The organism is Myxococcus faecalis, assembly GCF_050039385.1.
GTDB classification, from domain to species: Bacteria; Myxococcota; Myxococcia; order Myxococcales; family Myxococcaceae; genus Myxococcus; species Myxococcus fulvus.
Genome location: NZ_CP144336.1, coordinates 4,155,912 through 4,170,330, shown reverse-complemented (window position 1 = coordinate 4,170,330; position 14,419 = coordinate 4,155,912). Strand labels below are relative to the sequence as shown.

Genomic DNA, 14,419 nt, shown 5'->3' with positions numbered 1-14,419 from the left:
GCGGCCAGGGGTTCTGGGGCGCACACCCGAGGGGTCATCCGCCTGACAGGACGGCTGGCCTCGGGAGTGCAGCCCGACACGGGGACCTGGGGTCGTCGGTGCTTCCTGTCATACTGGGAAGGCAGCGGCCGCCCCCCTCCGGAGTCCCCCTTGTTGGAACTGAACCGACTGCACCTGTCCGCGTTGTTGATGTTGACCGAGGCCGACCTGGAGCGCGCGAGGGCGGCGCTGGATGGCAGTGACGAGGCGCGGCTGCGCTATGCGGCGGCGCTGGCCCGGGCGGTGGCGGCCCGGTCCGTCATGGAGGAGCTGCTGCTGGTGGACTCGCGGCATCAGGTCCTCGCCTGAGGCCTCGCGGGGTGTCCGGAGGCTGGACGCTCAATCCCAGGTCCGGATGCGGGAAGCGTGGGGCGCCACTGTAGGGAAGCGTGGTCTGTGGCGTGCAGTGCCGGCGCCGCGTGCATCGGTTCCTGGGGTGGTGGGGGTGGTTGTGGCTGTGGGGGATGTCGTCGGCCTGGGCGGCCCCGTACGAGGTGGAGCCCGACGTCGACGGTGAGCTGGAGCTGTTCGGGCTGTTGGAAGAGGGGACGCTCTCCGCCGAGAGCTGGGCGGCGCTGGTGGCGCTGCGCCGGGCGGGGGTCGAGCCGGAGCGGGCGACCCGGGACATGCTCCATTCGCTTCCGGGCCTCACGTACGCGCAGGTGGATGCGTGGTTGCGTGCGCGTGACGCCGGTGACGCGTCAGCGCTCCTGACGGAGGCGGAGGTGCGGCGGCTCGCGCCGTTCCTGGTGGGGGAGGAGTCGGGGCGCGTGACGGGGGACGCGAGGTTGCTGACGGCGTTCGCGCTGTCGGACTCGCGAGGGCCTCCGGTGGCGCTGCAGATGCGGGCCGGAGGACTTCGGGGGCTGCGCGTCGGAGTGCTCGCGGTGTGGGCGCGTCGCAAGGTGGGGATGCCTCGGCGGGATGCGCGGAGTCGGGCGCTCGTGGTGGAGGCGCCGGGCTCGGCGGTGTTGCTGCCCAAGTTCCATGCGCGGTGGACGGGGACGCGGGCCTCGGTGCTGGTGGGGACGTATCGGCTGGGGTTCGGTCAGCGGCTCACGCTGGACACCACGGCGCTGCCCTCGCCGGAGGGTGTCCTTCCGGATGATGGCGTGCGTCCTCCAGGCGCGCTCGAGCGGGAGTGCCTGCTGACGTCCTCGGCGTGTGACGAGGACGCGCGCGACGCGGACATCACCCCGGACTTCCGTTGGGACGAGGCCTTTCGCGGGGTCGCGGGGAGCGTGCGTGGGGCGCTGGGTAGCGGAGTGGAGCTGACGCTCACGGGCTTCGGTTCGTATCAGGGGCGCTCGGTGCGGCGCTCGGAGGTGTTGGACAGGGGCGGGTGTTCCTCGGGCGCGTGCGCGGCGCCGGAGGTGCTGGTGGCGGGGGTGCGCAGGGAGAAGCTCCGGGCTGGTTCGTTGCCAGGGGTGTTTCGTGAGTGGGCGGGAGGGGGCAACGCGACGCTGGCGGTCTCGCCGCGAGCGCGACTCGGGGTGACGGGGTGGGGGGCGCGGCCCGGGTTCGCGGTGGAGGGCGCGGTGCTCGACTTCCAGCCGGGCGCTCGCTACCCGTCGGGCGGGGGCTTCGGCGCGGTGGGCGTGGATGCGGCGTGGGGGGCGGGGCCGGTGGATGTCTTCCTGGAGCTCTCGCGCAGCTTCGACTCCGTGCCGGGGGCGGGTGGGGGTTGGGCGGCGCTTCAGCGCACGGTGGTCTCGGGAGTGGGGCGAGAGCTGGAGGTGTCGCTGCGCTACTACGGACGGGGCTTCGTGAATCCCTACAGTGGCGCGACCTCGGGAGCGGACGTGTTGGAGGGGCAGCGGGTTCGCAACGAGCTGGGCGTGCGATTGCGCTACCTGCACCGCGACGAGGGCGCGTGGCGGCTTCGCGGACAGGTGGATGGCTGGACGTTGCCCTCGGATGGCGTGGTGGAGGGGACCGCGGGGCTGACGCGTCTGAGGGCCTCGGCCCGGGTGGATGTGCTGGCCTGGACGTGGTTGCAGCCGTCGCTCCGGCTCGATGCGCGCTTGTCCGGCGCGGGGTTGTCCACGCTGTGCGCGGAGGTGGAGCGGGACGGGGACGCGGAGCCGGAGGAGATGGCGGCGTGCTCGAACGGAGGGCGGCAGGGCGCCACGGCGCGGGTGCGCTCGGTGTTGTCGGAGCAGGTCGAGGTGGCCTGGGAGTACGGCCATGCGCGCGTGGTGGAGACGGGGGCGACGACGGCGCGATGGGATGGGCGGGCGCTCGTCGAGCTGAAGCTTCGGCCGGCGGAGTCCTGGCGAGTGGGAGGTCGGGTCCAGTGGAAGGACGAGGACCTGTCTGAGAGGACGCGGCTCCGACAGGAGGTGCGCACGACGGTGGACCTGCGCTGGAGCGTCCTGGAGAGGACGACGATGCGAGGGCGCTACGCGTGGGTCGTGGACCTGAAGGACGCGCGGACCGCGCGCACGCCGCCGGATGAACCGCGCCACCTGTTCCAACTGGATGTGGAGACGCGGTTCTGACGTGGCATGCGCTGAGCACCTTCGCGGGAGGACGAGGAGGGGCTGGTGGTGGAGACGCGGTTTCTGAAGCGTGGAGTGGTGGGGAGGGGAGTCGGTGATGAGGAGGGGTGACGTGAGGCGCTGGGGATGGTGGTTGTGCGTGGTGGGGTTGAGCGGCTGTGGGGCGCCGGCGGAGGAGTGGGCAGAGGACGCCTGCGCGGACCTGTTGCCGGGGGACGTCGTCATCACCGAGTACCTGAACGACCCCGACGGAACGGACACGGGGCGCGAGTACGTGGAGCTGCACAATCCGCTCTCGGTGCCGGTGAGCCTGGAGGGACTGACGCTCCATGCCTCGCGCTCGGATGGCTCGCAGGAGAAGACCTTCCTGTTCGACGCGCCGCTGTCGTTGGCACCCGGTGACTACCTGGTGCTGGGCGACGTTCGCGAGGGAACCGTGCCCGCGCACGTGGACCTGTCCTACGGCGATTCGCTGGGCGCGCTGGGGAACTCGTCGGGACGGCTGGGGCTGCGGTGTGGTTCCAGGGTGGTGGATGAAGTCCCGCTCACGGCGCCCGCGAAGAGTGGTGTCGCGCGTGTGTATGACGGGCGACTGGTGCCGGACTCCGCCGGCAATGACGACCCGACGCGCTGGTGTGATTCCGGAGGCTCCACCGTGGGTGGTGGGTTCCAGGGGAGTCCGGGCTCGGCGAACGCGCCCTGTGCTCCGACGGAAGGAGCCTCCGGAGGCGAGGCGGGCGTGGAGCGCTGTTCCCCGCTGGAGGGCCTGGCAGCGCGTCCGGTGCGGTGGCCCCGCGTGGGTGAGCTGGTCATCACCGAGCTGATGGTGAACCCCATCGGCGATGACACCTCGGCCGAGTGGGTGGAGGTCCTGGCCCTGGCTCCGGTGGACCTGAATGGATTGACGGTGGGCTCGGACACCTCGGGGACACGGCTGCAGGGGACGCAATGTCTGTCGCTCCCCGCGGGAGGGTACGCGCTGCTCGCCCGTCGCGCGGATGCGGTCCTGAACGGAGGGCTGCCCACGCCGCTGGCCACGTTCGGTGTGGACCTCCGCAACGCGGGCGGTGTCGTGCTCGTACGAGCAGGGGACGTGGTCGTGGACGCGGTCGAGTACGGCCCCGCACGCGAGGGCGTGGCGACCCAGGTGTCGGTGGAGCGAGCGAATGCGTCCGACAACGATTCACTGTCGTCATGGTGTCCCGCACGGGAGCGCTATGGCGAGCGTGGCAACCTGGGGACTCCGGGACGCGGGAACGCCCGATGCACCGAGGGCGACACAGACGCCGGGACCGCGGATGGCGGCGGAGGGGACGCCGGTGCATCGGATGCAGGGCGCGACGCGGGCTCTTCAGGTGGAGGCTCCACGGATGGCGGGCGCGATGCAGGTTCGACCTCGGACGCGGGGCCTCGCGACGCCGGTCCGCCGGATGCTGGACCGCCAGATGCCGGTCCCCCAGGCTCCACCTGCATCGACCGGGTCACGGGACGCGCTCGCGCTGTCCGCGTACCGGAGGTCGGCTCTCTCGTCCTCACGGAGCTCATGGGGGACCCGACCGTGGTCGCCGACGGCGTGGGCGAGTGGGTCGAAATCCTCGCGACACGCGAGGTGGACCTCAACGGCGTCACGTTGATGAACGAGAGCGGAGCGAGCACGCCGCTCGACGCCGCGCTCTGTTTGTCGCTGAGGACTGGCACCCGCGCGGTGCTCGCGCGCAGCCTGGACCCGGCGCTCAACGGGGGCCTGCCGGCGGTGCTGGCCACCTTCTCCTTCAACCTCGCCAACACCGCGGGAGCCCGCTCGCTCCGGTTGATGAGGGACGGCAGGGTGCTGGACGCCATCAGCTGGTCGAACGCCGCGACGCCGGGCGTGTCCTGGCAGGTGGACCCCGCGAGCAGTGATGCCCAGCGCAATGACCTGCCAGGCAGCTTCTGCGCCGCGCCTTCGAGCGCGCGCTATGGCCTGGGAGACCGGGGCACGCCGGGACTGGAGAACCGCGCATGCCCGCGCTGAGCCCCATCCCCGCGACCCGGTGGCTCGTCCTCCTGACGGCATGGCTCGTCACGAGCGCCCTCGGGTGCGGTGCGGACCCGGGTGGCAGGTGTGGTCCCTCGACGGGGCTGGTGACGGAGGTCCTCGACGGTGACACCCTCGTCCTGGAGGGCGGCGTGCGTGTCCGCTATCTGCTCGCGGACACCCCGGAGCTCACGGCGGGCAGACGCGAGTGCTTCGGCCGCGAGGCGCACGCGTTCAACCGGAGCCTTGTCGAGGGCCGCCAGGTGACGCTCGTCGACGCGGAGGCGTGTGAGGACCGCTTCGGTCGCCGGCTCGCCTACGTCTTCGTCGATGGCCGCGACGTGAGCGCGCTGCTCGTGGAGCGGGGCCTCGCCTGCGTGCTCCATGTCCCGCCCGCGGGTGACTCACGCCGTCGGGAACTCGAAGCCCTGGAGGCCCAGGCCCGGCGTGCCCGACGTGGCTTGTGGGGCGCCTGCTCGCCGGTGCCCTGCGCATGAATCACGCAGAGCACACGCAGCGCCCTGATGCCCGCCTCCCGAGCGGGGCTGCGTCCAGTCGGCACGAGAGGGCGAGGAGCCCGCAAGCCTCGGGCGCAATATCCCATTGCTGACGGCCATGCCTCCGCGCGAATCATCCAGCACGGTCCGCTCCCACGAGCGACCGGCCAAGGGCGGGCCAGCACGAGCGCGCCCCCGGGAGGACGCGCGCTGCGTGGCTGGGACGTGTCGGTCCTGGCCTCGCTCGAGACGGGGGAGGAGGGCGTGCCCATGAACCCCTGCCCCATGCCCACCAGCCTCCTGCTGGACCTCCTGTCCTCGCGACGGGAGGACATCGCCCGGCGCTGGGAGGCCCGCGCGGGCGCGGCGGCAGACGAGGCCCCGCGCCGACGCCTCGAGCAGCTGACGGGCTCCCAGGCCTGGGTGGACTCGGTGGTGGAGCTGCTGCGCGTGCTCAGCGTCTCGCCTGATTGGAGCGGTCCGCTGGCCCTGGGCGGGCGCGGCGCGGAGCATGCCCGGGAAGGCTCGGACATCGCCGCGGTGGTGCGCGAGTACGGCCTGCTGCGGGAGGTGCTCGTGGAGGTGCTGGAGGACGCGGGGTGGGCCCCGGACTTCGAGGGCATGCGCGCGCTCAACCGCGTCATCGACGTGTGCATCGCGGACGCGGTCCAGCGCCACTCCCACCAACGGGAGCGGACGCTGCGCGAGACGGAGACGAAGCTGCACGACATCCTGGAGCACGCGCCCGCCGCCATCTACGCGAAGGACGCCTCGGGGCGTTACCTCTTCGTCAACCGGGCCTTCGAGGTCCACGGCAGCGTGCGCAGGGAAGAAGCGGTGGGGCACTCCGATTACGAGCTGTTCTCCCGCGAGGTGGCGGACGTGTTCACCGCCAATGACCGCCGCGTCCTCTCCACCGGCCAGCCCCTGGAGTCCGACGAGCACGTGCGGCGCCCGGACGGCTGGCATACCTATCACTCGCTCAAGTTCGCCCTGCCCGGCGTGGGCGGACAGGCGCATGCGGTGTGCGGCATCTCCACGGACGTCACCGAGGCGCGCCTGGCGCAGAAGGAGCGCGACGAGGCCCGGGAGCGGCTGCGCCGGGTCATCACCGAGCTGCCCGTCGTGCTGTGGGCCACCGACGCCGTGGGCAACATCACCCTCTTCGAGGGACAGGGCCTGAAGGCCATGGGCGTGGAGCCCGGCACCATGGTGGGCCGCAACACCGCGGAGGTGTACGCGGGCCGGCCGGAGCTGCTCGACGCCGCGCGCCGCGCGCAGGCGGGCGAGACGTTCTCGCTGGAGATGGAGGTCGGCGGCGGGTGGTTCATGGCCTACGTCTCCCCGGACCTGGGCCCGGACGGGCGGGTGCGCGGCGTGTCGGGCGTGTCCCTGGACATCACCGAGCGCCGCCGCGCCGAGGAGGTCCTGCGGCAGTCGGAGATGCGCTATCGGCTGGCCACGCGCGCCACCAGCGACGTCATCTACGACTGGGACCTGGCCACCGGGCGCATCGAGTGGAGCGAGCTGGCCCTGCACCAGTTCCGCGTGGCGTCCCACGACGCGCCGATGGACATCGACTGGTGGACCCTCAGCATCCACCCCGATGACCGCGAGCGCGTCGCCCGGGACATGCAGGCCGTCATGGACCAGGGCCAGGAGCACTGGCGCGACGAGTACCGCTTCCGCCGGGGTGACGGCACCTGGGCCGTCGTCGAGGACCGGGGGCAGGTGGTGCGCGACGCGGCCGGCCGGCCCCTGCGCATGGTGGGCGCCATGCAGGACGTCACCGAGCGGCGCGCCACGGAGGAGGAGGCCCGGCGCCGCGCCGAGTTCGAGCAGCTGCTCATCGGCATCGTCGGCCACGATTTGCGCAACCCCCTGTCCGCCATCACCATGGCGTCCACCACGCTCCTGCGGCGCGAGAACCTGGACGAGCGCCAGCGCAAGGTCATCGACCGCATCCTCTCCAGCGCCAATCGCGCCACGCGCATGCTGCGCGACGTGCTGGACTTCACCCAGGCCCGGCTGGGCGGGGGCATCCCCATGCAGCCCCGTCCCCTGGACCTGCACGAGCTGACGCGGCAGGTGCTGGACGAGGTGCGGCTCGCGCACCCCGAGCGCACGCTGGAGCTCGAGTACGGCGGCAGCGGCGCGGGCCTGTGGGACGCGGACCGGCTGGCCCAGGTCATCACCAACCTGGTGAACAACGCCATCAGCTACAGCCCCAGCCACTGCCCGGTGCTGGTGCGCACCCATGGCACGCGCGACTGCGTGGTGCTCTGCGTGCACAACATGGGCGACCCCATCCCCACCGAGCTGCTGTCGCGCCTGTTCGAGCCCATGAAGCGCGCCGAGCGCCCCGAGTCACGGGACGGCCGCGGCGGCCTGGGACTGGGCCTCTTCATCGTGAAGCACATCGTCGATGCCCACGGCGGCCGGCTGCGCGTGCGCTCCAACGCGCGCGACGGCACCCTCTTCATGGTCCGCCTGCCGCGTGTGCTCTCCGCCCCGGCGCATGTGGCCGCCTGGCCCTGACGCCTCGCCTGCCCTGGACGACTCCACGGGGTATTCCGGACCTGCCGAGCAGGCATGGCGCACTTGCTCCTGGGGACGCACCCGGATAGCACGGGGGGCATGACTCGTTTTTCTCGGAGGGGTGAATGAAGAAGGTCCTCATCGGGGTGGGAATCGGCTGTGGCGTCATCATTCTCGGCATCGTCGGGTTCATGGTGGTGGGCGGGCTGTGGGTCGCGAACAAGGCGAGCGACGGCCTGGCGGCCGTCAAGAAGATCGAGACGCAGCAGAAGGAGCTGGTGGAGCTGAACAAGGCCCACCCCTTCACGGTGCCCGCCGACGGTGAGGTGCTGGCGCTGAAGGAGGACCGGCTGACGACGTACCTCTCGGTGCGCGAGTCGTCGCTGCCCGTCTTCAAGACCTACGAGGAGAAGTCCAAGGCCTTCGGGGACAAGCACGGCTCGGGGGCGGACGCGAAGCCCTCCTTCGACTCCGCGATGGAGGCGATGAACCTGCTGGGCAGCATGATGGCGGACGTGCGCGCCGCGTACATCGAGAGCCTGAAGAAGCACGGCATGTCGCCCAACGAGTTCCAGACCATCACCTCCACCGTCTACGCGTCCATGGTGGCGGAGAGCTCGGCGGCGGTGCAGCAGATGAGCGCCAAGGCCGTGGAGGCCATGGAGAAGCAGGTCGCGGAGCTGGACAAGAAGCTCGAGGACGGCTCGCTGTCCGCCGACGCGCGCGCGCAGCTCGAGGAGGCGCGCACGGGCCTGGAGGAGCAGATCGAGGCGCTGTCGGACACCGCCAACGGCACCGGCGAGACGCTCTCGGAGGCGTCCAAGAAGGCCGCCGCGGCGAACATGGCGCTCATCAAGAAGCACGAGGAGCGCGTGAAGGTCATGGCCAACGCGGCCTTCGACGGCTTCGTGCTCGGCGACGCCACGGACGACCTGTCCGGCGCGGGCGCGGGCGTCGAGGACTGACGCCGCGCTGTCGCGTCCGGCTCCGGCCCCTCCTCATTGGGGGGTGGCCGGGGCCTCCCGGCGGCGGGCGATGACGCTGGCCACGACGGCGGTGCCCACCAGCGCGACGATGACGAGCACCGACGGCAGCGGCGGCACGTGGAACCAGGGCGTCACCACCATCTTCAGCCCCGCGAACGCGAGCACGCCCGCAAGCCCGTAGTGCAGGTAGCGCAGCTTGCCCAGCGTGCCCGCCAGCACCAGGTACAGCGCCCTCAAGCCGAGAATCGCGAAGGCGTTGGAGCTGTAGAGGATGAAGGTGTCCTTCGTCACGGAGAAGGCCGCCGGCACCGAGTCCACCGCGAAGAGGATGTCCGTCAGCTCCAGGCCCAAGAGCGCCAACAGGAGCGGCGTGGCCACGCGGCGGCCGTCCTCGCGACGGACGATGAACTTCTTGTCATGCAGGTGCTGCGTCACCGGCAGGTGACGCGACAGCCAGCTCACGGCCCGGTTGTCCCGCTGCTTCGCCGGGTCCTCGCGCAGCACGCGCCAGGCGGTGACCAGCAGGATGGCGCCGAAGACGTAGGACACCCAGGACCAGCGCTCCAGCGCGGCCGCCCCCACGAAGATGAAGAGCGCGCGGAAGATGAGCGCGCCGAAGATGCCCAGGAACAGCACCTGGTGCTGCGCGCGCACGGGGACCGACAGGCTCTGGAAGATGACGAGGAAGACGAAGGCATTGTCCAGGCTGAGGCTCTTCTCGATGAGCCACGCCGCCAGGTACTCCTGGCCCGCGTGAGGGCCGAGCACCGCCCACACCAGCCCGCCGAAAGCCAGGCCCGCGGTCACCCACACGCCCGTCCACATCCAGGCCGCCCGGCGGGACTCGCCGTGGTGGCCCCGGTGTCCGAGCAGGTCCACCACGAGCAGCGTCAACACCGCCGCCCAGAAGACGCCCCAGAGCCATGTGGGAATCGGGTGCATGGTCGTCGCCTGAACCTATGCATCCTCTCCTGCGGGGGGCCCGGTGTCCCGCAGACAAGCGTTGACCAATGGGGTAGGGCAGACACCACCGGGCTGTCCGCTGTGGCCTTACCAACCCATACAGACAGACAAGGGCCTTTCCGCTCTCTTTGCGAGCATCCCTTCACGGGATGTGTCAGTTTCCGCGCGGGGCAGCCCATGAGGGGATGCCCTCATGACGAGCGTCGCGCGGGGGAGGGGCGCGGCGCGGCCAGGGACCAGGAGGAGTCGTAGCGATGAACAAGGTCATCTTCGCCTGTGTGCGGAACGCGGGTCGCTCGCAGATGGCGGCGGCGTTCTTCAACGTGCTGGCGGACCCGGACAAGGCACGGGCCATCTCCGCGGGGACGCAGCCTGGCGAGCAGGTGCACCCGGAGGTGCTCGAGGCCATGCGCGACGCGGGCCTGGACCTGACGGGCGCCCGACCCCAGCGGCTCACGGACGAGCTGGCGAAGGACGCGCATTGGCTCATCACGCTGGGCTGTGGCGAGGCCTGCCCGAGCGTGCCGGGGCTCAAGCGCGAGGACTGGCCGCTGGATGACCCCCAGGGCAAGTCGGAGGTGCTGGTGCACCGCATCCGCGACGAGGTGGCCGCCCGCGTGGTGGGGCTGCTGGAGCGCGAGGGGTGGCTGAAGGCCGGTCAGCCGGGGACGTAGGCCGGCCAGGTGGCGCGGGCGACCGCTCGCCCGCTCCGAAGCCCCGCGTGCACGGGCAGGACGCATCCTGCGGACGTCTTCAGCCGACGTCCGTCCGGGGTGCGCCGTCATGTCATCGTCCTTGCCTGCTGTTCCCACGACCGCCAGGAGCGCCGCTCCCGTGGAGCCCGTCGTCCGGCCCCGGGTGAAGCCCTTCGCGCCCCGGCGCACGCTCGGCGTGGCCCTGGCAGTGGGTGTGCTCGCGGAGGTGCTCCTGGGGCGGGAGCACTGGGGTGTGTCGTTCCCGTTGGTGGTGCTGGCGCTGGTGGGCGCGCTGCTCGGGGTGGGGGGCCGCGAGGGCTGGCAGCGCGCCGCGCCGAACACGTGGCTCCTGACGCCGCTGCTGGTGGTCGCGGGCTTCATGGCGGTGCGCGACAGTCCGTGGCTCCAGCTGTTGAACCTGCTGACGGTGGGGGCGCTGTTGGCGCTGGTGGCGCACTTCTGGGCCGCGGGCCGCGTGGAGCGGCTGGCGTTGGGGGACTACCCCGGCGTGGTGGTGTCCACGGTGTTCCGCAGCCTGGTGCAGCCGCCCGCGATGGTGCGCGAGGCGGTGGACCTGCGCGGAGCGATGGCGAGGGCGCCCGGGGTCTTCCCGCTGCTGCGCGGGTTGGTGCTGACGCTGCCGGTGGTGGGGGTGTTCCTGCTGCTGCTCGGGTCGGCGGACGCGGCGTTCGCCTCCGCGCTGGAGCGGGTGATGGCGCTGGAGGTGGGGGCGGTGCTGGAGGAGGGGGTGGGGCGGGTGTCGGGCGTGCTGTTCTCGGCGAGCGCCACGGCGGCGCTGGTGGGGCACGCGCTGCGGCGCCGGACGAGGAGGGAGCCAGGCGAGGAGGAGGTGGGCGAGGGGCGGGCGTGGCTGGGGCTCACCGAGGCGCTGACGCTGCTCATCGCGGTGGATGTGTTGTTCCTGGTGTTCGTGCGCTTCCAGGTGGCGTACCTCTTCGTGGGGGACGCGGTGGCGCCGGCGCCGGGGTACTCGTATGCGGAGTACGCGCGCCGGGGCTTCTTCGAGCTGCTGCTCGTGTCGATGCTGACCTTGTGCCTCATCATGGGGCTGGCGCGGTGGACGGTGCGCGGGACGGCGAAGGCGAAGGTGGCCTTCCAGGTGGCGGCGAGCGTGATGACGGTGCTGACGGTGGCCATCCTCGCCTCGGCGATGAAGCGGCTGGGGATGTACGAGGATGCCTTCGGGTACACGCGGCTGCGGGTGTTCACGCACGTGTTCATGGTGTTCCTGGGCGGGGTGCTCGCGTGGCGCGGCGTGACGCTGTGGTGGCGGCCGGAGCGCTTCGCGGTGGGGGCCTTCGCCGCGGCGCTGGGGGCGGTGGTGACGGTGAATGTCATCAACCCGGACGCGCTCATCGTCCGGCACAACCTGGCGCGGGAGCTGGCGCGCGAGTCGGTCGAGGGCGCGCCGCGCGCGGAGGGCGTGGTGGACGTGGGGTACCTGTACGAGCTCTCGCTGGACGCGGTGCCGGAGCTGGCGCGGGGGCTGTCGTCGACGCAGCAGCTGAGCGACGAGTTCAGGGCCCGGGCGTGCGCGGACGTGTCCTGGCCGGAGTGGAGCCTTTCGCGGTGGCGTGCGTGTCGCGCGCTGAGCGCGTTGGCGCCGGAGCCTGTCAGCGCAGGTGGTAGTTGAAGGGCAGCTCCACGGTGACTCGCGGGCCGAGCGCGGACGGAGGCGGCGGGAAGGGGGCAGCCTCGCGCACGGCGGCCATCGCGGCGTCGCAGAGGACGTAGTGGGGGCAGCGGCCGACGATGGAGAGGGCGAGGAGCTGGCCTCGGGCGCCGACGGTGATGCGCAGCGCGAAGCGGCCCTCGATGCCGGCCATGGCGGCCTGGTGCGGGTAGCGCACGTTCTCGAAGCGGTCGCGGAACATCACCTCGAAGTAGTCCTCCTCCCAGGCGGCGCGCTGCTCGGCGGTGGGCGGGGGAGGGGTGACGGGCAGCAGGCCCGCGCTGCTCGCGACGAGCACGCTGTTCACCATGCCGCCGATGATGCCTCCGGCGACGCCACCGGAGACGCCGCCCGGCGTGGCGGTGGCGACGGTGTCGGGCGCGGCGACCTGGGATTGGGCCACGGCCGGGTCGATGACGGGCGGTGTCTCGGGCCGTGAGTGCTGGGGTCGAGAGAGGGTGGGCTTGGGGAAGGGGCGGGCGCGCCGGGCGCTGGCGAGGCGCGGAGCGGAGGGGGTGGCGGGGGCCGGCGGGGGCGGAGGTGGCGCGGCGAGGAGGCGCAGGACGAGGGTGTCCTCGTCCTTCGTCGTGAGCGTGGAGGCGCGGGTGGCGCCGTGCCAGATGCTGTCGAGGCCGACGAGGAGGAGGGCGTGGAGGGCCACCACGAGGGGGGCCACCCAGAGGGTTCGTGTGGTGTCGGCGGTGCTGCGCGAGCGGGCGTCGACGACGGAGGCGAAGAGCCTCGTGTCGGCGGTGCCGTCCTTCGGACTTGCGTCCGGCATGACCATTCCCCCTTCCCTCACGCGGTAGACCGGAGTCTAGCGAAGGGCCCCATCCATCCGACACCGTGTTAGTGGCGAGCCCCTCGTTCGTGAAGGGAAGCTGCCCTCGGAGGCGAGGGGGCGATATCCTCCGCACGCGTTCGCTACCCCAGGGCCCGGTATCCGGTGAACTGTTGCGGGCGAGCGCGGACGACTGTCAGGCCTGGGGTGCATCGTCGAGCCCTCAGCCCCGGCGGACACGAGCCACGCTTCGGTGTGCCTCTCATGTGTGCCTCGGTCGGGGGCGCGTGGGAGGCGATGATGCACGGGAAGCGAAGCGGTCTGGCCGCGTTGCTGCTGTTGCTGTCCTCGACGGGATGGGCCTCGGAGCCATCGCCACCGCTCGTGCGCGAGTGGCGCTACCTGATGCGCCTGGAGGCCACGACGCTGGCGTTCCTGCCGCGTGCTGGCGTGGGGGAAGACGCGGGCTTCTTGCAGGTGGAGCCGACGTTCATCCTCGATGGTGGACCCGAGCTCGGGCTCAACCTGGGCGCTCCCGTGCGCTTCCGACTGTGGGACGGGGACGGCGGCGGAGCACGCGTGCGTCGAGAGGACTGGGACACGCTCTCGGACTGGGGGCAGCTCGTCCGTGGCCTCAAGTTCGGCTCAGACGACGCGCCGCTCGGAGTCTGGTTCGGTCCGCTGGAGGAGCACCGGCTCCTGTCCGGGCATCTGGTCCGCCGCTACTCCCATCGCACGAACCCCGACTACCACCCGGTCGGGGGGCTCCTCACTGGAACGCTGGGGCCTGTCTATGTGGAGGCCTTCACGTCGGACGCCTTGGGCGCGCGACTCATGGGGGGCGAGCTCTCCCTGGACGTGGAGCACCTCTTCTTCGGCCCACCCGAGCAACCCGGACGCTACACGTTGGGATTCTCCGCCGTGCATGACTGGGGGCTTGCTGGGGGACGTGCACCGTCGGTGACGTTGGCGCACGTGGATGCGACGGTCGGGTTGCTGGTGCGGTCGGACCGTGCGGTCCATCTGGTCGCGGGGTGGGGCGGGCGGCCGGGCGAGGGTGGCGCGTGGGGAGCCGTCGTGGGCGCTGGCGTGGACACGCGTGCGCAGAAGCTCCACTTGCGGCTCCGGCTGGAGGCGCGACGTCAGCAGGGGGGATTCCGGCAAGGCTTCTTCGGCGCGGACTACGAACTGGCGCGCTTCCAGGCCGTGGGGCCCGCGGTCGTGCCGCTCGCGGAGGTGTCCTTCCCGGAGGGCTACTCCGCCTTCGGTGAGGCGGAGGTGAAGTGGGATGCCGTCAGCTACGGAGGGCTCCGCAGGCATTTGAGGCTGTCGCTCGGCGTGGAGGCGTTCACCTGGGGCCGCGCCGATGTGGATGGACGCGTGGCGATGCAGTTCTTCGAGCGTGCCCTGGATGTGGCGCTGAAGGGTCTCGCCGTCGGAGCTGGGAAGCCCGGGGCGCGCTATCTGGGCGCGGCGGAGGTCCGCTGGAGGTTCCTGGGCGGGACGCTCTACGCGATGGGGACGGGCGGCACGCTGCTGTTCCCCACGTCGGAAGGGACGCTGCGACCTGGGGCTTTCGCATCGGTGGGCCTGGGGGTGGACCATGCGCGCTGAGGCCTTGTTGCTGGTATGGGTGCTGCTTGCCACGGGATGCGCTTCGACTCCCTATGCGCCTGAACGTGGCGGTGTGTTGCACCAGGAGTCGCGTG

The 14,419-nt window shown here is 71.7% G+C and carries 11 protein-coding genes; 9 read left to right on the top strand and 2 right to left on the bottom strand.

The window, feature by feature from the left end; translation table 11 throughout:
* Positions 1 to 150 precede the first annotated feature (150 nt).
* From VZQ01_RS16530 to VZQ01_RS16505, 6 genes are all read left to right on the top strand, one after another.
* On the top strand, positions 151 to 348 hold the full coding sequence (locus tag VZQ01_RS16530) for a hypothetical protein (RefSeq protein WP_223749839.1): 198 nt from the start codon (positions 151 to 153) through the stop codon (positions 346 to 348).
* Between the two features lie 155 nt (positions 349 to 503).
* Positions 504 to 2,540, top strand: a complete 2,037-nt coding sequence (locus VZQ01_RS16525) for a hypothetical protein (RefSeq protein WP_408888294.1) — start codon at positions 504 to 506, stop codon at positions 2,538 to 2,540.
* A gap of 112 nt (positions 2,541 to 2,652) precedes the next feature.
* Positions 2,653 to 4,554 (top strand): lamin tail domain-containing protein, encoded by a 1,902-nt coding sequence (locus VZQ01_RS16520; protein WP_426748334.1) that lies wholly within the window; start codon positions 2,653 to 2,655, stop codon positions 4,552 to 4,554.
* On the top strand, positions 4,542 to 5,054 hold the full coding sequence (locus VZQ01_RS16515) for a thermonuclease family protein (RefSeq protein WP_426748333.1): 513 nt from the start codon (positions 4,542 to 4,544) through the stop codon (positions 5,052 to 5,054). Before VZQ01_RS16520 ends, VZQ01_RS16515 begins: the two co-directional genes overlap by 13 nt.
* 270 nt (positions 5,055 to 5,324) lie before the next feature.
* Complete coding sequence (locus tag VZQ01_RS16510) at positions 5,325 to 7,592, top strand: PAS domain-containing sensor histidine kinase (RefSeq protein WP_426748332.1); 2,268 nt, start codon at positions 5,325 to 5,327, stop codon at positions 7,590 to 7,592.
* A gap of 125 nt (positions 7,593 to 7,717) precedes the next feature.
* Positions 7,718 to 8,557, top strand: a complete 840-nt coding sequence (locus VZQ01_RS16505; protein ID WP_223749843.1) for a hypothetical protein — start codon at positions 7,718 to 7,720, stop codon at positions 8,555 to 8,557.
* A 33-nt stretch (positions 8,558 to 8,590) separates the two neighbouring features.
* Here the strand turns inward: VZQ01_RS16505 and VZQ01_RS16500 are convergent, their stop codons facing one another.
* A complete protein-coding gene (locus tag VZQ01_RS16500; protein ID WP_267698316.1) occupies positions 8,591 to 9,520 on the bottom strand; it encodes a TerC/Alx family metal homeostasis membrane protein in 930 nt (309 codons plus the stop codon).
* A 275-nt stretch (positions 9,521 to 9,795) separates the two neighbouring features.
* Between VZQ01_RS16500 and VZQ01_RS16495 the strand changes: the two genes are divergently transcribed.
* Positions 9,796 to 10,215: an arsenate reductase ArsC gene (locus VZQ01_RS16495; RefSeq protein WP_223749845.1), complete on the top strand. Its 420-nt coding sequence runs from the start codon at positions 9,796 to 9,798 to the stop codon at positions 10,213 to 10,215.
* Positions 10,216 to 10,375: 160 nt separating this feature from the next.
* The gene (locus VZQ01_RS16490; protein WP_223749846.1) at positions 10,376 to 11,890 is read left to right on the top strand and encodes a DUF4153 domain-containing protein; all 1,515 of its coding nucleotides are present in this window, start codon (positions 10,376 to 10,378) and stop codon (positions 11,888 to 11,890) included.
* Here the strand turns inward: VZQ01_RS16490 and VZQ01_RS16485 are convergent.
* The gene (locus tag VZQ01_RS16485) at positions 11,871 to 12,710 is read right to left on the bottom strand and encodes a TonB family protein (RefSeq protein ID WP_426748331.1); all 840 of its coding nucleotides are present in this window, start codon (positions 12,708 to 12,710) and stop codon (positions 11,871 to 11,873) included. The genes VZQ01_RS16490 and VZQ01_RS16485 overlap by 20 nt on opposite strands.
* Positions 12,711 to 13,010: 300 nt before the next feature.
* On the opposite strand from VZQ01_RS16485, the gene VZQ01_RS16480 reads away from it, so the two are divergent.
* Positions 13,011 to 14,324 carry a hypothetical protein gene (locus tag VZQ01_RS16480; protein WP_426748330.1) on the top strand — a complete coding sequence of 438 codons (1,314 nt, stop codon included), beginning with the start codon at positions 13,011 to 13,013 and terminating at the stop codon, positions 14,322 to 14,324.
* Positions 14,325 to 14,419: the final 95 nt, after the last annotated feature.

Bases quoted from the DNA above. Each gene is read 5' to 3' on its own strand.
- VZQ01_RS16525 (WP_408888294.1), top strand. From the start codon at position 504: ATGTCGTCGGCCTGGGCGGCCCCGTACGAGGTGGAGCCCGACGTCGAC.
- VZQ01_RS16515 (WP_426748333.1), top strand. From the start codon at position 4,542: ATGCCCGCGCTGAGCCCCATCCCCGCGACCCGGTGGCTCGTCCTCCTG.
- VZQ01_RS16510 (WP_426748332.1), top strand. From the start codon at position 5,325: ATGAACCCCTGCCCCATGCCCACCAGCCTCCTGCTGGACCTCCTGTCC.
- VZQ01_RS16505 (WP_223749843.1), top strand. From the start codon at position 7,718: ATGAAGAAGGTCCTCATCGGGGTGGGAATCGGCTGTGGCGTCATCATT.
- VZQ01_RS16500 (WP_267698316.1), bottom strand. From the start codon at position 9,520: ATGCACCCGATTCCCACATGGCTCTGGGGCGTCTTCTGGGCGGCGGTG.
- VZQ01_RS16495 (WP_223749845.1), top strand. From the start codon at position 9,796: ATGAACAAGGTCATCTTCGCCTGTGTGCGGAACGCGGGTCGCTCGCAG.
- VZQ01_RS16485 (WP_426748331.1), bottom strand. From the start codon at position 12,710: ATGCCGGACGCAAGTCCGAAGGACGGCACCGCCGACACGAGGCTCTTC.
- VZQ01_RS16480 (WP_426748330.1), top strand. From the start codon at position 13,011: ATGCACGGGAAGCGAAGCGGTCTGGCCGCGTTGCTGCTGTTGCTGTCC.